A 23,694-nucleotide genomic window follows, 5' to 3' on the forward strand; every position below is an offset into this window, starting at 1 on the left:
GAGCAGGACAGATGCAGGAACCCACTCGGGTCGGAGTGCTCGGCGCGCGGGGCCGCGTCGGCGAACAGGTCTGCAAGGCCGTGGACGCCGCGGAGGACCTCGACCTGGTCGCCGCGGTGGACGCCGGCGACTGGCTGTTCAACGTCTCCGACGCCGGGGCGCAGGTGGTGGTGGACTTCACCCACCCCGACGTGGTGATGGACAACATCCGCTTCTGCATCGATCAGGGCATCCACGCCGTGGTGGGCACCACCGGCTTTGACGCCGACAAGCTCGACCAGGTGCGCACCTGGCTGGAGCCCAAGCCCGAGCTGGGCGTGCTGGTGGCTCCCAACTTCGCCATCGGCGCGGTGCTGTCCATGCGCTTCGCCAGCATGGCCGCCCGGTTCTACGACTCCGTCGAGGTGGTGGAGCTGCACCACCCGAACAAGGCCGACGCGCCCTCGGGCACGGCCGCTCGCACCGCCGAGCTGGTCGCCGCGGCGCGGGCCGAGGCCGGCATGGCGCCCATGCCGGACGCCACCACCAGCGAGCTGGACGGGGCACGGGGCGCCGACGTCGGGGGAGTGCGGGTGCACTCGGTGCGCCTGCGCGGGCTCATCGCCCACCAGGAGGTGCTGATGGGGACCGAGGGGGAGACCCTCACCATCCGGCACGACTCGCTGGACCGCAGCTCGTTCATGCCCGGCGTGCTGCTGGGCGTGCGTCAGATCAGCACCCACCCAGGCCTCACCGTGGGCCTGGAACACTTCCTCGACCTGTGACGGGGCAGCTGTGAAGGAGAAGCGCCTGGCGTGGCTGATCATCTTCGCCACGCTGTTCTACGTCGGCCTGGTCGGGTACTTCGGCATCCTGCTGGTGCTCGCCGGCGGCGTGGCCGCGGTGGCCATGGGCATCGCCGCCCTGATGATGGTGCCGCTGGGGGTGTGGCTGGTGTGGGCGACGGTGCGCAACGGCATGCGCAACCAGGAGCTGGCTCGTCGGCTGCACGAGGAGGGCGGGCTGCCCGACACCTCCAGCATCCCGCGGCGCCCGTCCGGACGGTTCGAGCGCGACGCCGCCGACGCCTACTTCGCCGAGCGACGGACGGAGTACGAGGCCGACCCGGAGAACTGGCGCACCAGCTACCGGCTGGCGGTGGCCTACGACGCCGCCGGTGACCGTGGCCGTGCGCGCACCACCATGAAGCGGGCCCTGGAGCTGGCGGAGCAGGAGAAGCGCCAGGGCCAGCAGTGAGCACGCTGCTCGTGGTGCACCACACCCCGTCCCCGGGCATGCGCGAGCTGGTGGAGGCGGTGCTCGCGGGCACCCGCGACCCGGAGGTCACCGGGGTGCAGGTGCGCGAGGTCGCCGCCCTCGCCGCCACGGTGCCCGACGTGCTGGGCGCTGACGGGTACCTCTTCGGCACCCCGGCCAACTTCGGCTACATGTCCGGTGCGCTCAAGCACTTCTTCGACACCGTCTACTACCCGTGCCTGGGCACCGTCGCCGGCCGCCCGTTCGGGCTGTGGGTGCACGGCAGCGACGACACCGCCGGTGCGGTGCGCTCGGTGCTCAAGCTCACCGGTGGGATGGGGCTGGAGCAGGTGGCCGCACCGCTGGAGCTGTCCGGTGCGCCCGACGCCGCCGCCCGCGAGGCCGGCTACGAGCTGGGCGGGACGCTGGCCGCGTCGCTGATGGCCTGACTGTGGCGGAGGGAACAGCAGCGGCGGAACCGGGGTTCGACCCAGGGAAGGCCACACCCCCGAGCGAGTGGAGCACACGTGATTGACGACGCGACCAACAGCAGCCTCGGCCGGATCGGGGTGTGGCGCCCGGAGCGGCAGCTGACTCCGGAGCTGGCCGCAACCGTGGAGTCGCTGGGCTACGGCACCCTCTGGATCGGTGGCTCGCCGCCGGCGGAGCTGCAGGTGGCCGAGGACGTGCTCGACGCCACCACCACGATCACCGTGGCCACCGGGATCGTGAACATCTGGACCGACGGGGCGCAGGAGGTGGCGAAGTCCTACCACCGGCTGGAGGCCAAGCACCCCGACCGCTTCCTGCTCGGCATCGGCGTCGGCCACCCCGAGGCCATCGGCGACCGCTACGCCAAGCCCTACACCGCCCTGGTGGAGTACCTGGACGTCCTCGACGCCGAGGGCGTGCCCACCAACCGGCGGGTGCTGGCCGCGCTGGGCCCCAAGGTGCTGCGGCTGTCGGCCGCGCGCTCCCGCGGTGCCCACCCGTACCTGGTCACCCCCGAGCACACCCGCCGGGCCCGGGAGATCCTCGGCGAGGGCGTGCTGCTGGCCCCGGAGCAGAAGGTGGTGCTGGAGACCGACCCGGAGGCCGCCCGCGCCATCGGTCGCCCGCCGGTGGCCAACCCGTACCTGGGCCTGGTGAACTACACCAACAACCTGCGCACGCTCGGCTACACCGACGCCGACATCGCCGATGGCGGCAGCGACCGGCTGATCGACGCCCTGGCCATCCACGGCGACGCCGAGACCGTGGCCCGTGGACTCACCGCGCACCTGGACGCCGGGGCCGACCAGGCGGTGCTGCAGCTGCTCACCGCCGAGGGCCAGGACCCGGTGCCCGGCTACACCGCCCTCGCCGAGGCGCTGGGTCTCACCCGGGCCTGAGGGTCGGCGGGTCACTCCCAGCGGGCGGTGAGCGAGCCGACGTGGCGCAGCTCGCGAAGCGCGTGGGGGCCGTGCTGGGAGGTGCGCACGGTGCCGTCGGGCAGCCAGCTGTGCCGCGGGTAGAACGCCCGGCCGGCGGTGTCGGCGTCCACCACCCACACCTGCCCCTGCAGCGCACCGGTGGTGCGCAGCCGGCCGGCCAGGCTGCCCAGCAGGCGACCCCCGTGGCCACGCCTGGTCCAGCGCGGCTCGACCAGCAGGGTGCTCACCTCGTCGCCGGCTCCGGCGGTGAACCCGACCACCTCCTCACCCTCGGTGGCCACCAGCACCTGCGCGTCACCGCTGCCGGTGACGGCGCGGTGCCAGGCCAGCGCGGCGGTGTCGGGGTCCAGCTCGGCGATGACGGCCGGGGGCAGGAACGCCGCGTAGGGGCCGCGCCACACGGCCAGCTGGACGGTCGCCATGGCGGCGCAGTCGGCGGGTTGGGCGGGGCGAACAGCGGCGAGGGCCATCTGGCCAGGGTAGGTCGTCGGTGCGGCGTGGCAGGGTGGTGCGCGTGCAGGAGATGACGGCCTCGGCGGCGCGGCGCACAGCGCTCGCCGCGCAGGGATTCACCGACCCGCTGCCCACCGGCGCGCCCACCCGTCGACACCTGACCCGGGTGGTCGACCGGGTGCAGCTGCTGCAGCTGGACTCGGTGTCGGTGGCCGTGCGGGCGCACTACATGCCGATGTTCTCCCGGCTGGGCGCCTACGACCGGGGACTGCTGGACACCGCGGCGTGGAGCGACACCCGGCGCAAGCCCCGCCTGCTCACCGAGTACTGGGCGCACGAGGCGGCGCTGCTGTCGGTGCAGGACTGGCCGCTGCTGCGCTGGCGGATGCGGGCGCGGGAGAAGGCCGGCTCACCACGGGTGGACCGGGTGCTGCAGCGCAGCCCGGGGCTGCCCGACCGGGTGCTCGCCGCCGTTGCCGAGCTGGGCGGGGCCACCGCCGGGCAGGTGGAGGCGCAGCTGGACGTGGCCGTGGCCGGCGGGCGGGGGCCGTGGTGGGACCGCACCGACACCAAGATCATCTGCGAGTGGCTGTTCGCCATCGGCGAGCTGAGCACCACCACGCGGGTCGGCTTCCAGCGCCACTACGCGCTGACCCGGGACGTGCTGCCGCCGGAGCTGCTGGCCACCGAGATCGGCGAGCCCGACGCGGTGCGGGCGCTGGTGGAGCGCTCCGCGCGGGCGCTGGGCGTGGCCACCGAGCCTGACCTGCGCGACTACTTCCGGCTGAGCCCGCGCCAGTCGAGCACCGCGGTGGCCGAGCTGGTGGCCGACGGCGTGCTGGAACCGGTGGCGGTGCAGGGCTGGACGGCGCCGGCCTACCGCCACCGCGAGGCCCGCACCCCGCGGGCGGTGCAGCGGGCCACGCTGCTGAGCCCGTTCGACTCGCTGGTGTTCCACCGGCCGCGCACGGAGCGGCTGTTCGGCTTCCGCTACCGCCTGGAGATCTACACCCCGGCGGCCAAGCGGGTGCACGGCTACTACGTGTACCCGTTCCTGCTGGGCGAGCACCTGGTGGCCCGGGTGGACCTCAAGGCCGAGCGCGACGCCGGCACGCTGCGGGTGCTGGGCGCGTTCGCCGAGCCCGGGCACCACACCGGCGAGGTGGCGGCCGCCCTGGCGGAGGCGCTGGCGGAGATGGCGGACTGGCTCGGGCTGCAGCGGGTGGCCGTGGAGCCGCGAGGCGATCTCTCCGCCGCTCTTGGGGCGTCTGCAAGTACCACCAAGCGCGCCCCGCGGCGTCTGTAGCCGCTACCCAGCGGCGGGGGAGGGAGTCAGCGTGCGGAGTGCACCAGCACGGTGCCCGACCCGCTGCGCGCCCGCAGGTGTGCCTGGGTCTCCGGTGGCTCCACCGCCAGCACCTCCAGGTCGCTGCGCACCGCGCCCGAGCCCGAGCTGAGGTCGACCTGGGCCGTGACGCCACTGGCGATGCCGACGCGGAGGTCACCCGTCCCGCTGATCACCTCCAGGTCGTCGGCGGTGCTGGCCACGGTGACGTCGCCGGAGCCGGTGCGCACCCGCCCACCGCGGGGCAGCACCGCCAGGCGCACCTGCCCGGAGCCGGTGCGCACGTCCGCGCCGTCGAGCACGTCCTGGACGTCCACCTCGCCCGAGCCGGTGCCGATGTCCACCCGCTGCGCCACCCCGGTGACGTCCACCCGGGCCGAGCTGGTGCGCACCAGCACCCGGGCCAGGCTGGGGGCGCGCACGTGCACGTCCAGCGCGACCGCACGCGTCCCGACCGTGCGTGGTGCCCGCACCGTCAGGCGGGAGCGCTGCGGGGAGAAGTCCACCTCGGTGCTGGCCAGCGCCTCGGCGTCGGCGGCACCGGGCTGGGGCTCGGGCCGGTCGGGACCGCCCGCGCCCAGCAGCGACAGCACGCCGCTGAGCCCCTGGTGCCACCACGCACCCTGGCCCACCGCCACGGAGACCTCGACCACGCCCAGCTCGCGGACCAGCTCGATGCGCACCGAGCCGGTGCCCACCTGCACGTCCAGCTCCACCGGGCCCTCGCCCGCCGGGAAGTGCTCGGTGCGGGCGACGGGCGCGGGCTCGCTCATCCGCGCACCCAGCCGCGCAGCGTCTGGCCGGAGTCGGACACCGCGGGCGGCACCCCGGGGTCGCACAGCGCCCCCTGCACGGCCTGCGACAGCCAGGTGTTCAGCGAGATGCCGTCCTTGCTGGCGGCCTGCTCGGCGCGGGCCTTGAGCTGCTCCACCAGCCGCAGCGTCACCCGGCTCACGTCGCCGCCCAGGTCCTCCCGGCCGAACGTGCGGGCGCCGGGTGTCGCCGCGCCGGTGGTCGGGCCGGCCGGCGACGCGACGGGAGCGCCGCTGGTGACCACGCGGACGTCGCGCCCGTCCAGGCGCACCTCCACCACCCGGTCGCCGAGCGCCGCGGTCACCTCGGCGGCCAGCTCCGACAGGGCGGAGAGCAACATGAGCCGGGCAGCAGGTTCCAGCGCGCTGGCCAGGGCGGCGGCGGTGCGCTGGGTCTGCTCGTCGCCGAGCGCGGCGGCGGCGGTCAGGTCGTCGGCCAGCGCGGCGGTGTGGTGGCTGAGGTCCATGACGCCATGGTGGCACCACTCGGCGACGTCGGCCACGACCGACGGCTCAGGCCTGGGACTCCACCCGCTTCTTCAGCGACTTGGTGGCCGTCTCCAGGGCACCCTTCTTCGCCTTGTTCAGCAGGAAGCCGGGCACCTTGATCTTGATGTCCAGCGCCAGCTCGAAGGTGACGTGCGTGGTGCCGTCGCCGTTGTCGGTGAGGGTGTAGGTGCCCTCCTGCGACTTCTGCTGGCTGCTCTCCACCAGCGACCAGCTCATCTTCTCGTTGCCGTCGAAGCTGTAGTCCACGACCTGCTCGTCGGTGATGCCCACCATCTGCATGGTCATCCGCACGCGCTGGGGGCGTCCCGCGTCGTCGGTGGTCTCCACGCTGGCCTTCTTGTGCGCCGACGACCACTCGGGGTAGCTGGCGAAGTCCTCCAAGGTGGCCATCACCGCCGCCGGGCTCGCCTTGATGTCGATCTCGTCGCTACCGCTGATGGCCATGGACGGACTCCTTTGTCCTCGCTCGAGTGGGACGCGCTCCGGACCGCACCAGGGGAGATCCGGGTCACAGGTCGCAGAGCCTAACAACCAGGCACGATCCGTCCTTCGCCTTGGCCAGCCCCGTCTCGCAGCCACCGTCGCAGCCCGTCTCGGCGGTGCTAGCGTCCGAGCCCATGATCGTCACCCGCCGTCAGCTCGCCGACGGCCGCGAGATCATCTACTTCGACGACCCCGCCACTACGGTCAGCCGGGCGGTCCCCATCACCCGTACCGCCACCGACCGCCGGGACCTGCCCGCGGTGGTCACCGACTCGCAGTGCCGGCGCGACCCGCTGACGGGGGAGTGGGTGGTGATTGCCGCGCACCGCCAGGACCGCACCTACCTGCCCGCGGCCGACCTCTGTCCGCTGTGTCCGTCCGCGCCCGGCCGCCCCACCGAGGTGCCCGAGCCCAGCTACCAGGTGGTGGCCCTGGAGAACCGCTTCGCCTCCCTGGGTACCTCGGCCGCCGTGCCTGCCCCGGACGCTGTGCCGGCCCCGGGGGCTGCGCCCGACGCCGACCTGCGCCCGGGAGTCGGCCGCTGCGAGGTGGTCTGCTTCACCAGCGAGCACCGGCTCACGTTCGCCGAGCTGGACCCGCGGCGCGTCCGGCTGGTGGTGGACGCCTGGGCGCAGCGCACCGCCGAGCTCGGGGCCCGCGCGGACGTCGCCCAGGTGTTCTGCTTCGAGAACCACGGCGAGGAGATCGGAGTGACGCTGCACCACCCGCACGGACAGGTCTACGCCTACCCGTTCGTGCCGCCGCGGGTGCGCACCGTGCTGGAGCAGGCCCGCCACCACGAGGAGTCCACCGGGCGCAACCTCTTCGCCGACGTCCTCGCCGCGGAGCGAGCGGGGCCGCGGGTGGTCGCGGCCAACGAGCACTGGACCGCGTTCGTGCCCGCCGCCGCCCGCTGGCCGCACGAGGTGCAGCTGTTCCCGCACCGCCAGGTGCCCGACCTGCCCGCCCTCACCGACGCCGAGCGCGACGCCCTGGTGCCGGTGTACCTGGACGCGCTGGGTCGGTTCGCGCACCGCTTCGACACGCCCATGCCCTACGTCGCGGCGTGGAACCAGGCGCCCACCGGCCGGGGCTGGGACGCTGCGGGACCAGGCCCAGGAGCAGGACCAGGAGCCGGGCGGCAGCGCTGGTGGCTGCACCTGCAGCTGTTCTCCTTCCGCCGCACGGCGGAGAAGCTGAAGTACCTGGCCGGCTCGGAGTCGGGCATGGGCGTGTTCGTCAGCGACACCAACCCGGAGACCGTGGCCGCGCAGCTGCGCGCGGTGGTGCTGCCGTGAGCGTGCCCGCTGGCGTGGACCCGGCGGCGGCGTTCGCCGCCCGGTTCGGCCGACCGCCGGAAGGGGTGTGGGCCGCGCCGGGACGGGTCAACCTCATCGGCGAGCACACCGACTACAACGACGGCTACGTCCTGCCGGTGGCCCTGCCGCACAGCACCGTCGCGGCGGTGGCCCGCACCGCCGAGCCGGAGCTGGTGCTGGCGTCGGTGCAGTACCCGGACCAGCCGGTGCGGGTGGCGCTGGACGCGCTGGCGCCCGGCGCACCCGACGGCTGGGCGGCCTACCCGGCGGGGGTGGTGCACCAGCTGCGGCGGCAGGGCCACCCCCTCAGCGGGCTGCAGGTGCTGGTGGACGGGCAGGTGCCGGCGGGGGCGGGCCTGTCCTCGTCGGCGGCGCTGACCTGCTCGGTGGCGCTGGCCCTGCGAGACTTGTTCGCCCTGCCACTGCGCCGCGCGGAGCTGGTGGACGTGGCCCGGGCGGCGGAGAACGACTTCGCCGGCGCCCCCACCGGGGTGCTGGACCACTCGGCGTCACTGCTGTGCACCGCCGGGCACGCGCTGCTGCTGGACACCCGTGACCGCAGCACCACCCAGGTGCCGCTGGACCTCGCCGCCGCCGGGTTGGCGCTGCTGGTGCTGGACACCGGTGCGCCGCACCAGCTGGCCACCGGTGGGGGCCCCGACAGCTACGCGCGCCGCCGCCAGGAGTGCGCCGAGGCCGCCGCCGCGCTGGGCGTCCCCAGCCTGCGCGAGGTGAGCGACCCCGCTGCGGTGCAGGCCCTGCCCGAGCCGCTGCGCCGCCGGGCTCGGCACGTGGTCACCGAGAACGCCCGGGTGCTGGCGGTGCTGGAGGTGCTGCGCTCCGGCGGCGACCCGCGGGCGGTGGGGCCGCTGCTCACCGCCGGGCACCGCTCCCTGCGCGAGGACTTCGCGGTGTCCACCCCGGCGCTGGACGTCTGCGTGGACGCGGCGGTGCAGGCCGGGGCGCACGGGGCACGGATGGTGGGCGGTGGCTTCGGTGGCAGCGCGCTCGCGCTGGTGGACGACCACCACGTGCCGGCCGTGCGGGCCGCGGTGGCTGACGCCAGCCGGGCCGCCGGCCATCCCGCGCCCACCGCGTTCGTGGTGGTGCCCTCCGCCGGGGCCCGGCGCGTGGAGTAGCCCCGACTATCGTCTGTGCACGCGGCCGTCGGCGCCGTGCCCGTGATCGGAGGAGGAGCAGCTGTGCCCCGGATCGTGCCGCTGAAGGTGCAGCTGGTCGCCAGGACCGAGTTCCTCCCGCCCGCCGACGTCCCCTGGTCCACCGACGCCGACGGGGGTGCCGCGCTGGCGGAGTTCGCCGGCCGCGCCTGCTACGAGAGCTGGTCCAAGCCCAACCAGGCCACCGCCACCAACGCCGACTACCTGGCGCACATCCTGGAGGTGGGCCACCTCGCGGTGCTCGAGCACGGCACCGCCAGCTTCTACCTCACCGGGGTCTCGCGCTCCCTCACCCACGAGCTGGTGCGCCACCGGCACTTCTCCTTCTCCCAGCTGTCCCAGCGCTACGTCCCCGAGGACGACAACCGGGTGGTCGCGCCCCCGTCGGTGGCCGGTGACCCCGAGCTGGAGAAGCTGCTGCTGGACGCCGCCGAGCAGAGCCGCACGGCCTACGCCGACCTGCTCGCCGCGCTGGAGGAGAAGCTGGTGGACGTGCCCAGCGCCAGCCTGCGCCGCAAGCAGGCCCGCCAGGCCGCCCGCGCCGTGCTGCCCAGCGCCACCGAGACCCGCATGGTGGTCACCGGCAACTACCGCACCTGGCGGCACTTCATCGGCATGCGCGCCACCGAGCACGCCGACCTGGAGATGCGCCGGCTGGCCGTCGAGTGTCTTCGGCAGCTGCAGGGCGCAGCCGCTAGCGTGTTCCAGGACTTCCAGATTGCCACCATGAGCGACGGCAGCGAGATCGCCACCAGCCCCTTCGTCAACGAGGGCTGACGGCGCCGCGAACCGACGACCACCCACCCAGCGAAGGGCAGGCATGAGCACTGCACAGGACGAACGGGCCGCGCTGTCGGCGCTGCTGCTGGAGGTGGGCCCCGACGCCCCGACGCTGTGCGGGGGGTGGCGCACCCGCGACCTGGCCGCGCACCTGGTGCTGCGCGAGCGCCGCCCCGACGCCGCACCGGGCATCCTGGTGCCGCTGCTGGCCGGCTACACCGACCACGTGCAGGCCGGCATCGCCAACCGGCACTGGCCCACCCTGGTGGAGCAGGTGCGCACCGGTCCTCCGCTGCTGTCGCCGTACCGCCTGCTCGACGCCCAGGTCAACGGCCTGGAGTTCTTCGTCCACCACGAGGACGTCCGTCGGGCCGAGGGTGACTGGAAGCCGCGCCAGCTCGCGGCGGCCACCGAGGACGAGCTGTGGAAACGGCTCACGCTGGTCGGCCGGGTCGGCTACCGCAAGAGCCCGGTGGGAGTGGTGCTGCAGCGCCCGGGCGGGGCCACCATCACCGTCAAGGGCGGACCGCGCACGGTCACCCTGTGCGGGGAGCCCAGCGAGCTGGTGCTGCACGCCTTCGGCCGGGACGCGGTGCAGCTGGAGACCACCGGGGCCGACGTCGACGTCCAGGCGGTGCTGGGACTGGACCGAGCCTTCTAGTCGGTCGCGCCCGCCGCCACACCCGTGGCTGAACGGGACGTGCGTGTGCAGCGCTACCCAGGCCAACGGGTAGCGTGACCACCCATGACCTCCGGTGTTCCCTCTGCTGCTGCCGGGCGCCCTTTCGGCCGTGTGCTCACTGCCATGGTGACGCCGTTCACCCCTGACGGGGCCCTCGATCTCGATGCCACTGCGGCGCTGGCCGTCAGCCTGGTCAAGCAGGGCTGCGACGGCCTCGTGGTGTGCGGAACCACCGGTGAGTCGCCCACCACCACCGACGCCGAGCAGAACGAGGTGCTGCGGGCCGTGCTGTCCGCGGTGGGCCCGGACGTCGGCGTCATCGCTGGAGTCGGCACCAACGACACCGCGCACACCATCGAGCTCGCCCGCGCCGCGGCCGAGTCGGGTGCGCACGGGCTGCTCGTGGTCACTCCCTACTACTCCCGGCCCTCACAGGAGGGTTTGGTCGCGCACTTCGGTGCCGTGGCCAGCGCGACGGACCTGCCGGTGATGCTCTACGACATCCCTGCTCGCTCCATCGTGCCCATCGAGAACGACACCATGCTCCGGCTGGCTGAGCACCCGAACATCCTCGCGGTCAAGGACGCCAAGGGCGACCTGCGCGGGGGTGCTGAGGTGATCAGCCAGACGGAGCTTGCCTACTACTCAGGAGACGACCCGTTGAACTTGCCCTGGCTCTCAGTTGGAGCCGTAGGCTTCGTCAGCGTGATCAGCCACGTGATGGCTGGCCCGCTGCGTCAGATGCTCGATGCCTACGAGTCCGGTGACGTGGTGCGCGCCCGGCAGCTCAACGCCCAGACCCTTCCGCTGGTTCGCATCATGAGCCAGCTCGGGGGCGTCAGCTTCTCCAAGGCCGCGCTGCGCGTGACCGGTGTGGACGTGGGCGTGCCGCGCCTGCCGCAGATCGCTCCCAGTGCCGCTCAGCTCGAGCTGCTCTCCGCCGAGATGCGTCGCAGCGGCCTGCTCGTCGGCGGTGCCGCATGAGCCGGGGCGGCCGCGGCCGCCGCGGTGGCGGCAACGGCGGGAACCAGGGCGAGTCCAACCAGAACCAGGGCGGCCAGAACCAGGGCGGCCAGAACCAGGGCGGGCGCGGCCAGGGCGGCAACCGGGGCGGCGGCAACCAGCGTCCCGACGGCAAGCCCCGGGTGGACCCGACCGAGCGCCTGGGCCTGCCGCCCAAGCTGCCGCGCAACGGCCTGCGGATCGTGGCGCTGGGTGGCATCGGCGAGATCGGCCGCAACATGACGGTCTTCGAGTTCGGCGGCAAGCTGCTGATCGTGGACTGCGGCGTGCTGTTCCCCGAGGACGCCCAGCCTGGTGTCGACCTGATCCTGCCGGACTTCGGCCCCATCGAGGACCGGATCAACGACGTCGAGGCCATCGTGCTCACGCACGGCCACGAGGACCACATCGGTGCCGTGCCGTTCCTGCTGCGCCTGCGCCAGGACATCCCCGTCATCGGCTCCCGGTTCACCCTGGCGCTGCTGTCGGCCAAGTGCCGCGAGCACCGGCTCAAGCCCAAGCTGGTCGAGGTCACCGAGGGCGAGCGCACCACCAACGGACCCTTCGAGTGCGAGTACTTCGCGGTCAACCACTCCATCCCGGACGCGCTGGCCGTGGCCATCCGCACCCCCGCGGGCGTGGTGCTGCACACCGGTGACATCAAGCTGGACCAGCTGCCGCTGGACGGACGCCTCACCGACCTGGCCGGCTTCTCCCGCCTGGGCGACGAGGGCGTGGACCTGTTCCTGGTGGACTCCACCAACGCGGAGGTCCCCGGCTTCGTCACCCCCGAGCGCGAGATCGGTGGCGTGCTCGACACCGTCATCGGCAAGGCCAACCAGCGGGTGATCGTGGCGTCCTTCGCCAGCCACGTGCACCGCATCCAGCAGGTGCTGGAGGTGGCGCACCGCTACAACCGCAAGGTCACGTTCGTGGGCCGCTCCATGGTGCGCAACATGGAGATCGCCTCCGAGCTGGGCGTGCTGGACGTGCCCGACGGCCTGGTGGTGAGCCTGGACCAGGCGACCAAGCTGCCCGACGACCGCCTGGTGCTGGTCTCCACGGGCTCGCAGGGCGAGCCGCTGTCGGCGCTGTCGCGGATGGCCCGCGGCGAGCACCGCCAGATCAACATCCGCGCCAACGACCTCGTGGTGCTGGCATCCTCGCTGATCCCCGGCAACGAGAACTCCGTGTTCGCCGTGGTCAACGGCCTGGCCAAGCGTGGCGCCAAGGTGATCACCCAGCAGAACGCCAAGGTGCACGTCTCCGGGCACGCCTCCGCCGGTGAGCTGCTGTACCTCTACAACGCGGTGCGACCCACCAACGTGATGCCGGTGCACGGCGAGTGGCGCCACCTGCGCGCCAACGCCGCGCTGGCCAAGGCCACCGGGGTGGCCGAGGACCGCATCATGCTCGCCGAGGACGGCGTGGTGGTCGACCTGGTGGACGGCATGGCCGAGATCGTCGGCCAGGTTCCGGTGGGTCACGTCTACGTGGACGGTCTGTCGGTCGGCGACGTGGGCGAGTCCACGCTGTCGGACCGCCTGGTGCTGGGGGAGGGTGGCTTCATCGCCATCTCCGTGGCCATCGACTCCACCACCGGACGGGCGGTGAGCCGGCCGGAGCTGTCCGGGCGTGGCTTCTCCGACGACCCCAAGGCGCTGGAGAGCTGCATCGAGGTGGTGGAGTCCGAGCTGGCGCGCCAGGAGGCCGAGGGCATCACCGATAGCCACCGCATCGCCCAGGCGGTGCGCCGCGTGGTGGGCCGCTGGGTGGCGGACACCTACCGTCGCCGGCCGATGATCATCCCGACCATCATCCCGGTGGCCACCGCCCGCTCCGCCGCCAACCCGCAGGCGTAGCCGCACCCACCGGTCCCGGTCGTTCAGGGCCCTCGTCGTCCCGTGTGGGTTCCGCACAGGGCGAGGAGGGCCCTGACGCCGTCGAGGGCCCTGAACGCCGTCGAGGGTGCCCGGGCTGTGAGGTGACTCGCCCGGTGGCAGTGGTGTTGCAGGGGCGGCAGATGAGTCGCGTGGGACTACCGTAGGGCGCATGGCAGGCAAGGCACGCACCCGTTCCACCGCGCGCACGGGCGCGTCGCGGAGCAAGACCACGACCCGCGCGCGCAAGCCACCGGCCAGCCGCAAGACCACCGCGAGCACCCGCAAGACCACCGCGAGCACCCGCACGGCACCCGCGCGCAAGCCCGCCTCGCGCACCACCCGTACTCGCTCCACCCCGCGCACCGGCCCCTCCGCGGGTGCCACCGCGATGCGGGGAGTGGGCACCGCGTTCGGCGCGATGGCCAAGGGCGTGGGCGCTGGTGCCCGAGCGATCGGCCGCACCCGCGAGCTGGAGCACGCCCACCGCCGCGACGGCCTGGCGCTGTGCCTCATCGCCGTCGGCGTGGTGCTGGCCGCCGGGGTGTGGCTGCAGGCCGGGGGACCGGTCGGCTCGGCGGTGGACACCGGGGTGCGCACCATCATGGGCGCTGGGGCCTGGCTGGCTCCGCTGCTGCTGCTGGCCGCCGCCATCACACTGATGCGCACCGAGCCCGAGCCCGAGGCCCGGCCGCGGCTGGTCACCGGGTGGTTGCTGCTCATCGTGGCCGTGCTGGGCGTGTGGCACGTCATCGGCGGCCTGCCGGAGACCATGGACGAGCGCCGACGTGCTGGTGGAGCAGTCGGCTTCGCCGCCGGTGGCCCGCTCAGTGCCGGAGTCACCGAGTGGCTGGCGGTGCCCCTGCTGGTGCTGGTGGCCCTGTTCGGCCTGCTGGTGCTCACCGGCACCACTGCCCGCGAGGTGCCCCACCGGTTGCGCCGGCTGCTCGGGGCGGACCGGTTCGACGACGAGCTGGGTGCCGAGGACGAGCTCGTCGGCGCGGAGTCCGACGGTGCGGACCTGCCCGGCCACGGCTGGCCCACCGACGACGAGCTGGCTGCCCAGCCCACCGAGAAGCTGCGTCGCCCGTCCCGCCGGCGCCAGGCCGCCGCGAGCACCGACGCCGCCGACACCCCGGCGGGGGTGCGCGGCAGCGGCGACCAGGACGAGCTGCCGTGGGACGCCCCCGTGGAGCCGGTGGCGCCCAAGCGGCCCAGCCCGGGACACTCCTCGCCGCAGGCCAAGACCACGAAGGTGAGTGCCGCCGCGGTTCCCGCCGTCGTGCCGGCGCCGGTGGAGGACACCGAGCAGCTGTCGGTGCAGCGGGTGATCGAGGGCGACTACACGCTGCCGCCGGTGGACCTGCTGACCGTCGGCGACCCGCCCAAGACCCGCTCCAGCGCCAACGACGCCATGATCGAGGCGATCACCAGCGTGCTGGAGCAGTTCAACATCGACGCCGCGGTCACCGGCTTCACCCGCGGCCCCACGGTCACCCGCTACGAGGTGGAGCTGGGCCCGGGCGTCAAGGTCGAGAAGATCACCGCGCTGGCCCGCAACATCGCCTACGCGGTGGCCACCGACAACGTGCGCCTGCTGGCGCCCATCCCCGGCAAGTCCGCGGTGGGCATCGAGGTGCCCAACACCGACCGCGAGATGGTCCGGCTGGCCGACGTGCTGCTGGCGCCCAACACCCGCAAGGACCAGCACCCGCTGGTCATCGGCCTCGGCAAGGACATCGAGGGCAACTTCGTCAACGCCAACCTGGCCAAGATGCCGCACCTGCTGGTGGCCGGCTCCACCGGTTCCGGAAAGTCGTCCTTCGTCAACTCCATGCTGGTCTCGCTGCTGTCGCGGGCCACCCCCGACGAGGTGCGGCTCATCCTCATCGACCCCAAGATGGTGGAGCTCACCCCGTACGAGGGGATCCCGCACCTGATCACGCCCATCATCACCCAGCCCAAGAAGGCGGCCTCCGCGCTGGCGTGGTTGGTGGAGGAGATGGAGCAGCGCTACCAGGACATGCAGGTCAACCGGGTGCGCCACATCGACGACTTCAACACCAAGGTGCGCTCCGGGGAGATCACCGCGCCGCTGGGCAGCGAGCGGGTCTACCGCCCCTACCCCTACATCCTGGCCATCGTGGACGAGCTCGCGGACCTGATGATGACGGCCCCGCGGGACGTGGAGGACGCCATCGTCCGCATCACCCAGAAGGCCCGTGCAGCGGGCATCCACCTGGTGCTGGCCACCCAGCGCCCCTCGGTGGACGTGGTCACCGGTCTGATCAAGACCAACGTGCCGTCCCGGCTGGCCTTCGCCACGTCCTCGCTCACCGACAGCCGGGTCATCCTGGACCAGCCGGGCGCGGAGAAGCTCATCGGCATGGGTGACGCGCTGTTCCTGCCCATGGGCGCCGGGCGCCCGGTCCGCCTGCAGGGTGCGTTCATCACCGACGAGGAGATCAGCGCCGTCGTCGAGTACACCAAGACGCAGGCGGAGCCGGAGTACACCGACGGGGTGACCGTGCAGAAGACGGCCGCGGCCAAGGACGTCGATCCCGACATCGGCGAGGACATGGACGTGCTGCTGCAGGCCATCGAGCTGGTGGTGACCAGCCAGTTCGGCTCCACCTCGATGCTGCAGCGCAAGCTGCGGGTGGGCTTCGCCAAGGCCGGGCGGCTGATGGACCTGATGGAGACCCGCGGCGTGGTGGGACCCAGCGAGGGTTCCAAGGCGCGCGACGTGCTGGTCAAGCCGGAGGAGCTGGACGGGCTGCTGTGGTCGGTGCGCGGCGGCGATCCCGCCGGGGCCACCGCCGACACCGACTAGGACCGCCGACACCGACCAGGACCGCCGACACCGACCAGCTCAGCGGCCAGCCCGGTGAGCACCTGCACGCCGGGAAGCTGGGCGACGGCGCTGCCGGGCAGGATCAGCTTGCCTCGGCGACGACCGCTGCCCACCAGCACGTGCGGGGCGGCCACGACGGCGGCGTCCACCAGCAGCGGCCACGACGGCGGCAGCCCCACCGGGGTGATGCCCCCGTGCTCCATCCCGGTCTCGGCCACCGCGGTGTCCATCGCCGCGAACGAGGCCTTGCGGGCACCGAGGTGCTGGCGGACCGTGCGGTTGACGTCCACCCGGGTGTCCGACAGCGCCAGGCAGGCGGCCAGGCTCACCTCGCCGCCGCGGCGGGCGGCGACCACCACGCAGTTCGCCGACGCCTGCAGTGGCACGTCGTAGGCGGCGCAGAACACCGCGGTGTCGGCCTTGTCCGGGTCGGTGTCCACGTAGAGCACCGTGGCGGCGGCGTCCCAGCTGCGCAGCGCCTCGGCCACCGCCGGGGCCAGCGTCGCGGCCACCTCCAGCGCCGGCTGCGCGGTGGCGAACGTCCCGAACGGCGGTGCCACGAAGCTGCTCATGGCAGGCGACTGTAGCGAGACGCGCTAGAGGGTGAGCAGCATCCGAGTGTTGCCCAGGGTGTTCGGCTTGACCGTGCTCAGGTCGAGGAACTCCGCGACGCCGGAGTCGTAGGAGCGCAGCATCTGGGCGTAGACCTCGGCGTCCACCGGGGTGCCCTCGATCTCGACGAAGCCGTGCTGGGCGAAGAAGCGCACCTCGAAGGTGAGCACGAACACCCTGCTGAGCTCCAGGTCGCGGGCCACCTCCAGCAGCTTCGCCACGATGCGGTGGCCGATGCCGTGGCCCAGGTACGGCGGGTCGACCGCCACGGTGCGCACCTCGCCGAGGTCCGACCACAGCACGTGCAGCGCCCCACACCCCACGACGGTGTTGCCGCACTCGGCAACCCAGAACTCCTGCACCGACTCGTAGAGGGTGACCAGCGGCTTGGAGAGCAGGATGCGGCCGGCGTAGCGGTCGACGAGGTTCTTGATGGCCGGGACGTCGGAGGTGCGCGCCCGACGCACGAGCACGTCTCCGCCTGAGGTCATGATGCGCAGGCTAGTACGGCCGGCCGGATAGGCTACGTAGCGTGTCTGTACTTTCCTCCCCCCCGTCCACCGCCTCCGCTCCCGGCTCTGCGCACCCGCCGGCTCGCGTCGCCCTCCTGACCATGGGCTGCGCCCGCAACGAGGTGGACACCGAGGAGATGGCCGGCCGGCTGGCCGAGGGGGGTTTCGAGCTGGTCGCCGACGGTGACCCGGCCGACCTCGTGGTGGTGAACACCTGCGGCTTCATCGAGCAGGCGAAGAAGGACTCCATCGACACGCTGCTGGCCGCCTCCGACACCGGCGCCAAGGTGGTCGCGGTGGGCTGCCTGGCCGAGCGCTACGGCGCGGAGCTGGCCAAGGACCTGCCCGAGGCCGACGCGGTGCTGGGCTTCGACCACTACCCGGAGCTGGCCGACCGTCTGCAGGAGGTCATGGCCGGCACCCCCATCGCCTCGCACACCCCGGCCGACCGGCGGCTGCTGCTGCCCATCTCCCCGGTGGAGCGCCCCAAGGCCGCGGCCGAGGTGGCCGTGCCCGGCCACGCGTGGGGACCGGCCTCGCGAGTGGTCCGCCGCCGCCTCGACGACGCCCCGGTGGCGCCGCTGAAGCTGGCCTCGGGCTGCGACCGGCGCTGCTCGTTCTGCGCCATCCCCTCCTTCCGCGGCTCCTTCGTCTCCCGCGGCCCCGCCGAGGTGCTGGCCGAGGGCCGCTGGCTGGCCGAGCACGGCGTGCGCGAGCTGTACCTGGTGAGCGAGAACTCCACCTCGTACGGCAAGGACCTCGGTGACACCACCATCCTGGAGGCCCTGCTCGGCGAGCTGGCGGCCATCCCCGGGATCGACCGTGTCCGGCTGAGCTACCTGCAGCCCGCCGAGACCCGGCCCGCGCTGCTGCGCGCGGTCGCCACCACGCCCGGCGTGGCCCGCTACTTCGACCTCTCCTTCCAGCACGCCTCCGGCCCGGTGCTGCGCCGGATGCGCCGCTTCGGCGACCGGGAGAGCTTCCTGGAGCTCTGTGCGCAGATCCGGGCGCTGGCCCCCGAGGCCGGCATCCGCACCAACGTCATCGTCGGCTTCCCTGGGGAGACCGAGGAGGACCTGGTGGAGCTGGAGCAGTTCCTCATCGGTGCTCGCCTGGACGCCGTCGGCGTGTTCGGCTACTCCGACGAGGACGGCACCGAGGCGGTGGACCTGGACGGCCACGTCGACCCGGCCGAGGTGAACGTGCGCGTGCAGCGCATCTCCTCGCTGGTGGACGAGCTCACCTCGCAGCGGGCCGAGGACCGCATCGGAACCGAGGTGGTGGTGCTCGTCGAGCGTGACGGCACCGAGGACCTCGCCGAGATGGGCGAGGGCGAGGTCGGCCTGGCGTCGGGCCGCGCCGAGCACCAGGCCCCCGAGGTGGACGGCGAGTGCGTCTTCACCGAGGTCGGCAGCGTGGAGGTCGGTGAGCTGGTCCGCGCCCGGGTGGTGGGCAGCGACGGCGTCGACCTGGTCGTGGAGGCCCTGGAGGTCATCCCCCCGGAGCAGCCCGTGCAGGAGGAGACCGTGCAGGAGGAGACCGTGCAGTCACCGGAGCTCGGCGGGCAGCTGGCCGCCACCGGGGCCGCGCGGAGCGCCGGGTGAGCACCAGGCCGCTGCCCGACCCGCCGCCGATCCTGAACGCGGCCAACATGCTCACCATGCTCCGGCTGGCTCTGGTGCCGGTGTTCCTGCTGGCGCTCTTCGCGGAGTCGGGGGAGTCCAGCGGGTGGCGGGTGGCGGCCTTCGTGGTGTTCGCCGTGGCCAGCATCACCGACCGCATCGACGGGGAGGTGGCCCGCAAGTACGGCCTGGTCACCGACTTCGGCCGGATCATCGACCCCATCGCCGACAAGGCCCTGATCGGCGGCGCGCTGATCGGGCTGAGCGTGCTCGGTGAGCTCACCTGGTGGGTGACCGCGATCATCGCCGTCCGCGAGATCGGCGTGACCGCGCTGCGGTTCTGGGTGATCCGCCACGGCGTGATCCCCGCCAGCCGCGGCGGCAAGCTCAAGACGCTGGTGCAGACCCTGGCGATCGGGCTGTACGTGCTGCCGCTGCCCGACGGGGTGCAGCCGTTCAGCCAGGCCCTCATGGTGCTGGCGGTGCTGCTCACCGTGCTCACCGGCGCCGACTACGTGGTACGGGCTCTGCGACTGCGCGCCAAGGGAATTCGCATGAAGCAGGCCGCGGCCCGGACGTCCTGACCACCCAGTGCCCGCACCCCCGGCGCCGGGACCAACACCCAGTGGCGCCAGTCCCACTTGTCCGGAAGGATCGGGTGGTCGGGAACTGACTGCGGGTGCCGCGACGTTGTACGTCATGACGGCACTCGACCAATGAAGGGCGGCACCATGGCACTGCTGCTGCGAGAGGCAATCGGGGACAGCTTGCGACGGGCGCGGACAGCCCAGAGCCGCACCCTGCGTGAGGTCTCCGGGAGCGCGCGGGTGAGCCTCGGCTACCTGTCCGAGGTCGAGCGCGGCCGCAAGGAGGCCTCGAGCGAGCTGCTCGCCGCCATCTGCGACGCCCTCGACGTTCCGCTGTCCCAGGTCTTCACCGACGTGAGCCAGGCGCTGGCCTCCGGCGAGGGGGCGCAGTCGCGCGACACCGCTGCGGTCAGCCTCCCGCCCGGTCACAGCGCCGAGATCGCGGACGGAACACGGGTGGTCATCTCCGCCCCGCGGGGCCTGCACGTCACCGCCCGCGCCGCCTGAGCGCGGGCGGCGCGCGGCCGTGAGGTGTGCAACGGTGCGGCCGCGGCTGAGAGGATGGGGTCCTGGGGCCGGGGTGACGCATCCCGGTCTGACGCACGAGAGTCGTGCGCCGTCGCCGCAGGCGGCCGCCGCCGCGCTTCGCGGGGGCGCAGATGGTTGGGAGGCAGGCTGACGATGGCCAACCCGTTCGTCAAGGCGTGGAAGTACTCGATGGCGCTGTTCTCCAGCAAGATCGACGAGCACGCCGACCCCAGGGTGCAGATCCAGCAGGCCGTCGAGGAGGCCCAGCGCCAGCACCAGGCGCTGTCGCACCAGGCCGCCGCCGTCATCGGCAACCAGCGCCAGCTGGAGATGAAGCTGAACCGCCAGCTGGGTGAGGTGGAGAAGCTGTCCACCAGCACCCGGCAGGCGCTGATGCTCGCCGACGACGCCCGCGGCAAGGGCGACGACGCCCGGGCCGGCCAGTACGAGAGCACCGCGGAAGCCTTCGCGGCGCAGCTGGTGACCGCCGAGCAGGCGGTGGAGGACCTCAAGAGCCTGCACGACCAGTCGCTGCAGGCGGCCGGGCAGGCCAAGCAGGCGGTGGAGCAGAACGCGATGCTGCTGCAGCAGAAGCTCGCCGAGCGAACCAAGCTGCTCAGCCAGCTGGAGCAGGCCAAGATGCAGGAGCAGGTGAGCAGCTCGCTGCGCTCGGTCAACGAGCTCTCCGCCCCGGGCACCACCCCGTCCCTGGACGACGTGCGGGAGAAGATCGAGCGCCGCTACGCCACTGCCCTCGGCTCGGCCGAGCTGTCCAAGGACTCGGTGGAGGGCCGGATGCTCGAGGTGCAGCAGTCCACCCACCAGCTGGCCGGACGCACCCGGCTGGAGCAGATCCGCGCCTCCATGGACTCCGGGGCCGGGGCGCTCAGCGCAGCGCCGGGACAGCAGTCCCTCGGTGCGGGCGCAGGCCAAGACACTGCCCGACCCGCCGTCGACACCACCAAGGCGGCGCCCGGCCAGTCCAGTGCCGCCCAGTCCAGCGCCGCCCAGTCCAGCGCCGCCCAGCCGGCGACCGACCCGCCCGCGCAGGGCGAGCGCCAGGCTTGAGCGGCCGTCCGCACGACATGAGCAGCCCGCGCTTCGACCTCTCCACCGCCTTCGCCTCTGCCCAGGAGGCGGCGCGGGGAGTGGGCAACGCCGTCACCCGTTGGCAGGACCCGCGCCGGCGGGCGCTGCGCAAGCGCCGTGCGGCGACGGCCAGCACCGTCGGCTTCGGCAGCGCCACCGGTGCCTTCACCGCGGGCACCGCCGGGCTCGCGGTCTTTGACGCGCCGTCGCTGGTGGTGGCCGCCGGCTGCGGGCTGGCTGCGGCGGCCGCAGTACCCACCACGGCCTTCGCGGTGCGGCTGCGCCGGCTGCGGCGCGTTCCGCTGCCCCCGGGCCGCTCGGTGGACCCCCGCCTGCCGCGGGCCTCGGCCGCCCTGGCGCCGCTGCGCGGGCTGGCCGCGGCGGAGTCCAGCCTGCACAACCTCTTCGGGTTGCTGGAGGCCGACGCCGCGGTACCCCCCGGGGAGGTGCAGGAGGCTCGCGCCTCCGCGGCCGCCGCTGCCGCGGTGCTGCGCCACGAGGCCGGTGCCCTCGGTGCGCTGGAGCGCGCCCGGGACTCCAGCCCAGTGGCCGCCACCGAGCTGGAGCCGGTGGTGGGCGAGGCGGTACGGCGGCTGCAGACCGGCGTCGCCGAGTACGAGCAGGTGGTGGCCGCGGCCGCCCGCGCGGTGGCCACCACCTCGCGGCACACCGACCACCACCGGCCGGCGCTGACCGAGACCGCCGAGCGCATCGATGCACTCACGGCCGCGCTGGACGAGCTGGCCGGGCTGCACACCGCCGAGCGGTCCTGGCGAGCGGAGCTGCCCACCCGCGAGTGGTAGGCCCGCTCAGGCCTTCTGCACGCGCTTGGCTCGGGCGGGCCGGGTGGCCAGCGGGGGGTGCGGGCCCGGCTGGCAGGTGGGGCACAGGTAGGTCAGGCGCTGCTGCGGCGGCTCGCCCTGGTTGGCCAGGCCCACCGTGGTGCCGCAGCGGCGACACGGCAGCCCGGTGCGCTCGAACACCCAGTGCTCACGGTCGCGGCCGAGCAGGCCGGTGGTGGACTGCTGAGGGCGGTTGGCGTTGCGCAGCAACAGGTCCCGGCACAGCCGCACGCAGCGCACCGGGTCAACGGCGGACACCGGGCTCCACGGTGAGACGCCCAGCAGGAAGCAGACCTCGGCCTTGTAGAGGTTGCCCACGCCGGCGAGCACCCGCTGGTCCAGCAGCGCCTGCCCCAGCTCGCGGCCAGGTTCGGCGCTGAGCCGGGCGACGGCTTCCGCCTCCTGAGCGGCGTCCCAGTGCTCACCGAGCAGGTCGGGGCCCAGGTGGCCGACCAGCCGGTCCTCCTCGGCGGTGGGCACCAGCGCCATCTGGTGCAGCCGGAAGCCCACCGCCACCTTGGCCGGTGTCGCCAGCACCGCGCGCACCTGGTGGTCCGGGCCCTGCCAGCGACGGCCGGGGGAGTACAGGTGCCACGAGCCGTCCATCAGGAAGTGCGTGTGCAGGGTGCGCCCGTCGTCAAAGCGGATGAGCAGGTGCTTGCCCACCGACTCCACCGCGGTCACCGTGCGACCGGTGAGATCCACAGTGGACAGCTGGGGGTGGCGCAGCTCGCCGCGCACCAGCTGCTCGCCCACCAGCGCGGCACGCATCCGGCGGCCAGCCAGCCACACGGTGTCTCCCTCAGGCACGTCCCCATGATCGCACCCGGTGCCGTGGCCGCCGCACGCGTGGCTTTGCTGAAGCGGCCGGGCCCTGCCACCCCGTGCTCTACGGTGTGTCCACAGTGTTCGGGGGGTGCACGCGCCCCCTGCTACGGGGCGGTCAGGTCCCTCATCGCCCTTTTTCCGGCTCTCTCGGTGCGTTGAGGCCCCGCAGCGCCCCGCAGCTCAGACGGAGACGAGGCGCGATGAGACGGTTGCTCGGGACACGGGCGGTGGCGGTGAGCGTCCTGCTGGGTATCGCGCTCACCGGCGTGGGCGGCGGCCAGGCGGTGGCAGCGGCCGCGACGCCGGTGCCGGTCAGCGTGAGCGTGGCACCGGTGGCGGCGGCCGTTCCGCTCGCGCCGGTGACCCGGACGGCCGTCAGCGCCCCGACCGCAGCCGCGGCCCCGGTGCGTGCCCAGGCGGCGGGCTTCGACTGGGCCACCGTGTGGAGCTTCCTGGTGGGGCTGTTCCAACAGGTGTGGGCGTGCCTGTTCCCGCCGCCGCCGGCCACGATGCCGCTGCCCTACCAGGGCAACGCCGACCAGGTGATCACCGTGGTGGCGCCCTGGCGCGGCGCGAGCACCGCGACCGTCACCGCCTGGAACCGCACGCCGACGGGGTGGACGCAGGTGTACGGCCCGGTGCCGGCGAACATCGGGCCCAACGGCATCGGCCAGGCCTCGGAGTACACCAACCTCACCCCGGAGGGTGCGTACCCGCTGACCCAGGCGTTCGGCCGGCAGGCCAACCCCGGCACTCGACTGCCCTACTTCACCACCGGGTGGTGGGACTGGTGGGACTCCAACGTCAACAGCCCCACCTACAACACCCACGTGGTGCAGCAGAACAGCCCCGGGGGAGCATCGGAGAACCTCTTCGGGGCGGGGGCGGTCTACGACTACGCCGTGACCATCGGCTACAACGCCGCCCGGGTGCGCGGAGCGGGCTCGGCCTTCTTCCTGCACGTCAGCAACGGCCAGCCCACGGCGGGCTGCGTGGCGGTGCACCGGGACGACCTGGTGAACCTGCTGAGATGGCTCGACCCCGGCGCGCGCCCCGCCATCGTGATCGGGAGCGCCTAGCGCCGGGGTCGGCCTGCAGGCCCGGTTG

25 protein-coding genes are annotated in these 23,694 nt (G+C 73.3%); 18 read left to right on the top strand and 7 right to left on the bottom strand.

Annotation, left to right across the window (positions count from 1 at the left end; all coding sequences use genetic code 11):
- Positions 1 to 11 precede the first annotated feature (11 nt).
- From dapB to AC3YO9_RS16120, 4 genes are all read left to right on the top strand, one after another.
- Positions 12 to 764: a 4-hydroxy-tetrahydrodipicolinate reductase gene (dapB, locus tag AC3YO9_RS16105; RefSeq protein WP_127782389.1), complete on the top strand. Its 753-nt coding sequence runs from the start codon at positions 12 to 14 to the stop codon at positions 762 to 764.
- Positions 765 to 774: 10 nt separating this feature from the next.
- Positions 775 to 1,236 carry a hypothetical protein gene (locus tag AC3YO9_RS16110; RefSeq protein WP_489983881.1) on the top strand — a complete coding sequence of 154 codons (462 nt, stop codon included), beginning with the start codon at positions 775 to 777 and terminating at the stop codon, positions 1,234 to 1,236.
- Between the two features lie 38 nt (positions 1,237 to 1,274).
- Entirely contained in the window at positions 1,275 to 1,685 is a 411-nt protein-coding gene (locus AC3YO9_RS16115; RefSeq protein WP_127784684.1) for a flavodoxin family protein, read from the top strand.
- A 78-nt stretch (positions 1,686 to 1,763) separates the two neighbouring features.
- A complete protein-coding gene (locus AC3YO9_RS16120) occupies positions 1,764 to 2,627 on the top strand; it encodes an LLM class F420-dependent oxidoreductase (RefSeq protein ID WP_127782391.1) in 864 nt (287 codons plus the stop codon).
- An 11-nt stretch (positions 2,628 to 2,638) separates the two neighbouring features.
- Here the strand turns inward: AC3YO9_RS16120 and AC3YO9_RS16125 are convergent, their stop codons facing one another.
- Complete coding sequence (locus AC3YO9_RS16125) at positions 2,639 to 3,139, bottom strand: GNAT family N-acetyltransferase (protein ID WP_489983882.1); 501 nt, start codon at positions 3,137 to 3,139, stop codon at positions 2,639 to 2,641.
- A 53-nt stretch (positions 3,140 to 3,192) separates the two neighbouring features.
- Between AC3YO9_RS16125 and AC3YO9_RS16130 the strand changes: the two genes are divergently transcribed.
- On the top strand, positions 3,193 to 4,428 hold the full coding sequence (locus AC3YO9_RS16130; RefSeq protein WP_489984087.1) for a winged helix-turn-helix domain-containing protein: 1,236 nt from the start codon (positions 3,193 to 3,195) through the stop codon (positions 4,426 to 4,428).
- A 26-nt stretch (positions 4,429 to 4,454) separates the two neighbouring features.
- Here the strand turns inward: AC3YO9_RS16130 and AC3YO9_RS16135 are convergent, their stop codons facing one another.
- The 3 genes from AC3YO9_RS16135 to AC3YO9_RS16145 are packed head-to-tail and all read right to left on the bottom strand — an operon-like array spanning position 4,455 to position 6,233.
- Positions 4,455 to 5,240, bottom strand: a complete 786-nt coding sequence (locus AC3YO9_RS16135) for a DUF4097 family beta strand repeat-containing protein (RefSeq protein ID WP_489983883.1) — start codon at positions 5,238 to 5,240, stop codon at positions 4,455 to 4,457.
- Positions 5,237 to 5,746 carry a toxin-antitoxin system HicB family antitoxin gene (locus tag AC3YO9_RS16140; RefSeq protein ID WP_489983884.1) on the bottom strand — a complete coding sequence of 170 codons (510 nt, stop codon included), beginning with the start codon at positions 5,744 to 5,746 and terminating at the stop codon, positions 5,237 to 5,239. Before AC3YO9_RS16140 ends, AC3YO9_RS16135 begins: the two co-directional genes overlap by 4 nt.
- A 46-nt stretch (positions 5,747 to 5,792) precedes the next feature.
- Positions 5,793 to 6,233 (bottom strand): SRPBCC family protein, encoded by a 441-nt coding sequence (locus AC3YO9_RS16145; RefSeq protein WP_489983885.1) that lies wholly within the window; start codon positions 6,231 to 6,233, stop codon positions 5,793 to 5,795.
- Between the two features lie 173 nt (positions 6,234 to 6,406).
- Between AC3YO9_RS16145 and galT the strand changes: the two genes are divergently transcribed.
- The 7 genes from galT (at position 6,407) to AC3YO9_RS16180 (ending at position 15,946) form a co-directional block, all read left to right on the top strand.
- The gene (gene galT / locus AC3YO9_RS16150) at positions 6,407 to 7,570 is read left to right on the top strand and encodes a galactose-1-phosphate uridylyltransferase (protein WP_489983886.1); all 1,164 of its coding nucleotides are present in this window, start codon (positions 6,407 to 6,409) and stop codon (positions 7,568 to 7,570) included.
- A complete protein-coding gene (gene galK / locus AC3YO9_RS16155; protein WP_489983887.1) occupies positions 7,567 to 8,730 on the top strand; it encodes a galactokinase in 1,164 nt (387 codons plus the stop codon). Before galT ends, galK begins: the two co-directional genes overlap by 4 nt.
- A 63-nt stretch (positions 8,731 to 8,793) precedes the next feature.
- The gene (gene thyX / locus AC3YO9_RS16160) at positions 8,794 to 9,546 is read left to right on the top strand and encodes an FAD-dependent thymidylate synthase (RefSeq protein WP_489983888.1); all 753 of its coding nucleotides are present in this window, start codon (positions 8,794 to 8,796) and stop codon (positions 9,544 to 9,546) included.
- 43 nt (positions 9,547 to 9,589) lie between these two features.
- Positions 9,590 to 10,210 carry a TIGR03085 family metal-binding protein gene (locus AC3YO9_RS16165; protein ID WP_489983889.1) on the top strand — a complete coding sequence of 207 codons (621 nt, stop codon included), beginning with the start codon at positions 9,590 to 9,592 and terminating at the stop codon, positions 10,208 to 10,210.
- An 84-nt stretch (positions 10,211 to 10,294) separates the two neighbouring features.
- Entirely contained in the window at positions 10,295 to 11,215 is a 921-nt protein-coding gene (dapA, locus tag AC3YO9_RS16170; protein ID WP_127782400.1) for a 4-hydroxy-tetrahydrodipicolinate synthase, read from the top strand.
- Positions 11,212 to 13,095 (top strand): ribonuclease J, encoded by a 1,884-nt coding sequence (locus tag AC3YO9_RS16175; protein WP_489983890.1) that lies wholly within the window; start codon positions 11,212 to 11,214, stop codon positions 13,093 to 13,095. The genes dapA and AC3YO9_RS16175 overlap by 4 nt, the downstream gene beginning before the upstream one ends.
- A gap of 190 nt (positions 13,096 to 13,285) precedes the next feature.
- Positions 13,286 to 15,946, top strand: a complete 2,661-nt coding sequence (locus AC3YO9_RS16180; RefSeq protein WP_489983891.1) for a DNA translocase FtsK — start codon at positions 13,286 to 13,288, stop codon at positions 15,944 to 15,946.
- Here AC3YO9_RS16180 and AC3YO9_RS16185 read toward each other — a convergent pair.
- Together AC3YO9_RS16185 and AC3YO9_RS16190 are read right to left on the bottom strand one after the other, a co-directional pair.
- Positions 15,943 to 16,539, bottom strand: a complete 597-nt coding sequence (locus AC3YO9_RS16185; protein ID WP_489983892.1) for a YbaK/EbsC family protein — start codon at positions 16,537 to 16,539, stop codon at positions 15,943 to 15,945. The genes AC3YO9_RS16180 and AC3YO9_RS16185 overlap by 4 nt on opposite strands.
- Before the next feature lie 24 nt (positions 16,540 to 16,563).
- A complete protein-coding gene (locus AC3YO9_RS16190; RefSeq protein ID WP_206518109.1) occupies positions 16,564 to 17,070 on the bottom strand; it encodes an amino-acid N-acetyltransferase in 507 nt (168 codons plus the stop codon).
- A 41-nt stretch (positions 17,071 to 17,111) separates the two neighbouring features.
- Between AC3YO9_RS16190 and rimO the strand changes: the two genes are divergently transcribed.
- The 5 genes from rimO to pspM all read left to right on the top strand — a co-directional run bounded on the left by rimO (position 17,112) and on the right by pspM (position 21,720).
- Positions 17,112 to 18,695: a 30S ribosomal protein S12 methylthiotransferase RimO gene (rimO, locus tag AC3YO9_RS16195; RefSeq protein WP_489983893.1), complete on the top strand. Its 1,584-nt coding sequence runs from the start codon at positions 17,112 to 17,114 to the stop codon at positions 18,693 to 18,695.
- Positions 18,696 to 18,742: 47 nt separating this feature from the next.
- Positions 18,743 to 19,297, top strand: coding sequence for a CDP-diacylglycerol--glycerol-3-phosphate 3-phosphatidyltransferase (pgsA, locus tag AC3YO9_RS16200; RefSeq protein WP_127784688.1), 555 nt, complete (start codon positions 18,743 to 18,745; stop codon positions 19,295 to 19,297).
- A 147-nt stretch (positions 19,298 to 19,444) separates the two neighbouring features.
- Positions 19,445 to 19,807: a helix-turn-helix domain-containing protein gene (locus AC3YO9_RS16205; protein ID WP_127782404.1), complete on the top strand. Its 363-nt coding sequence runs from the start codon at positions 19,445 to 19,447 to the stop codon at positions 19,805 to 19,807.
- A 174-nt stretch (positions 19,808 to 19,981) separates the two neighbouring features.
- On the top strand, positions 19,982 to 20,896 hold the full coding sequence (locus AC3YO9_RS16210; protein ID WP_489983894.1) for a PspA/IM30 family protein: 915 nt from the start codon (positions 19,982 to 19,984) through the stop codon (positions 20,894 to 20,896).
- A gap of 17 nt (positions 20,897 to 20,913) precedes the next feature.
- A complete protein-coding gene (pspM, locus tag AC3YO9_RS16215) occupies positions 20,914 to 21,720 on the top strand; it encodes a phage shock envelope stress response protein PspM (RefSeq protein ID WP_489983895.1) in 807 nt (268 codons plus the stop codon).
- Positions 21,721 to 21,726: 6 nt separating this feature from the next.
- Here the strand turns inward: pspM and AC3YO9_RS16220 are convergent, their stop codons facing one another.
- Positions 21,727 to 22,569, bottom strand: coding sequence for a DNA-formamidopyrimidine glycosylase family protein (locus tag AC3YO9_RS16220; protein ID WP_489983896.1), 843 nt, complete (start codon positions 22,567 to 22,569; stop codon positions 21,727 to 21,729).
- 218 nt (positions 22,570 to 22,787) lie between these two features.
- On the opposite strand from AC3YO9_RS16220, the gene AC3YO9_RS16225 reads away from it, so the two are divergent.
- Positions 22,788 to 23,666, top strand: coding sequence for a L,D-transpeptidase family protein (locus AC3YO9_RS16225; protein ID WP_489983897.1), 879 nt, complete (start codon positions 22,788 to 22,790; stop codon positions 23,664 to 23,666).
- The last annotated feature ends 28 nt before the right edge of the window (positions 23,667 to 23,694 follow it).

The organism is Rhodococcus sp. Z6_132 (assembly GCF_058133635.1).

What these genes read in the sequence shown, in the direction of transcription:
- dapB (WP_127782389.1), top strand. Translation starts at nt 12, where the DNA reads ATGCAGGAACCCACTCGGGTCGGAGTGCTCGGCGCGCGGGGCCGCGTC.
- AC3YO9_RS16115 (WP_127784684.1), top strand. Translation starts at nt 1,275, where the DNA reads ATGCGCGAGCTGGTGGAGGCGGTGCTCGCGGGCACCCGCGACCCGGAG.
- AC3YO9_RS16125 (WP_489983882.1), bottom strand. Translation starts at nt 3,139, where the DNA reads ATGGCCCTCGCCGCTGTTCGCCCCGCCCAACCCGCCGACTGCGCCGCC.
- AC3YO9_RS16130 (WP_489984087.1), top strand. Translation starts at nt 3,193, where the DNA reads ATGACGGCCTCGGCGGCGCGGCGCACAGCGCTCGCCGCGCAGGGATTC.
- AC3YO9_RS16135 (WP_489983883.1), bottom strand. Translation starts at nt 5,240, where the DNA reads ATGAGCGAGCCCGCGCCCGTCGCCCGCACCGAGCACTTCCCGGCGGGC.
- AC3YO9_RS16140 (WP_489983884.1), bottom strand. Translation starts at nt 5,746, where the DNA reads ATGGACCTCAGCCACCACACCGCCGCGCTGGCCGACGACCTGACCGCC.
- AC3YO9_RS16145 (WP_489983885.1), bottom strand. Translation starts at nt 6,233, where the DNA reads ATGGCCATCAGCGGTAGCGACGAGATCGACATCAAGGCGAGCCCGGCG.
- galT (WP_489983886.1), top strand. Translation starts at nt 6,407, where the DNA reads ATGATCGTCACCCGCCGTCAGCTCGCCGACGGCCGCGAGATCATCTAC.
- AC3YO9_RS16165 (WP_489983889.1), top strand. Translation starts at nt 9,590, where the DNA reads ATGAGCACTGCACAGGACGAACGGGCCGCGCTGTCGGCGCTGCTGCTG.
- dapA (WP_127782400.1), top strand. Translation starts at nt 10,295, where the DNA reads ATGACCTCCGGTGTTCCCTCTGCTGCTGCCGGGCGCCCTTTCGGCCGT.
- AC3YO9_RS16175 (WP_489983890.1), top strand. Translation starts at nt 11,212, where the DNA reads ATGAGCCGGGGCGGCCGCGGCCGCCGCGGTGGCGGCAACGGCGGGAAC.
- AC3YO9_RS16180 (WP_489983891.1), top strand. Translation starts at nt 13,286, where the DNA reads ATGGCAGGCAAGGCACGCACCCGTTCCACCGCGCGCACGGGCGCGTCG.
- AC3YO9_RS16185 (WP_489983892.1), bottom strand. Translation starts at nt 16,539, where the DNA reads ATGAGCAGCTTCGTGGCACCGCCGTTCGGGACGTTCGCCACCGCGCAG.
- AC3YO9_RS16190 (WP_206518109.1), bottom strand. Translation starts at nt 17,070, where the DNA reads ATGACCTCAGGCGGAGACGTGCTCGTGCGTCGGGCGCGCACCTCCGAC.
- pgsA (WP_127784688.1), top strand. Translation starts at nt 18,743, where the DNA reads ATGCTCACCATGCTCCGGCTGGCTCTGGTGCCGGTGTTCCTGCTGGCG.
- AC3YO9_RS16205 (WP_127782404.1), top strand. Translation starts at nt 19,445, where the DNA reads ATGGCACTGCTGCTGCGAGAGGCAATCGGGGACAGCTTGCGACGGGCG.
- AC3YO9_RS16210 (WP_489983894.1), top strand. Translation starts at nt 19,982, where the DNA reads ATGGCCAACCCGTTCGTCAAGGCGTGGAAGTACTCGATGGCGCTGTTC.
- pspM (WP_489983895.1), top strand. Translation starts at nt 20,914, where the DNA reads ATGAGCAGCCCGCGCTTCGACCTCTCCACCGCCTTCGCCTCTGCCCAG.
- AC3YO9_RS16225 (WP_489983897.1), top strand. Translation starts at nt 22,788, where the DNA reads ATGAGACGGTTGCTCGGGACACGGGCGGTGGCGGTGAGCGTCCTGCTG.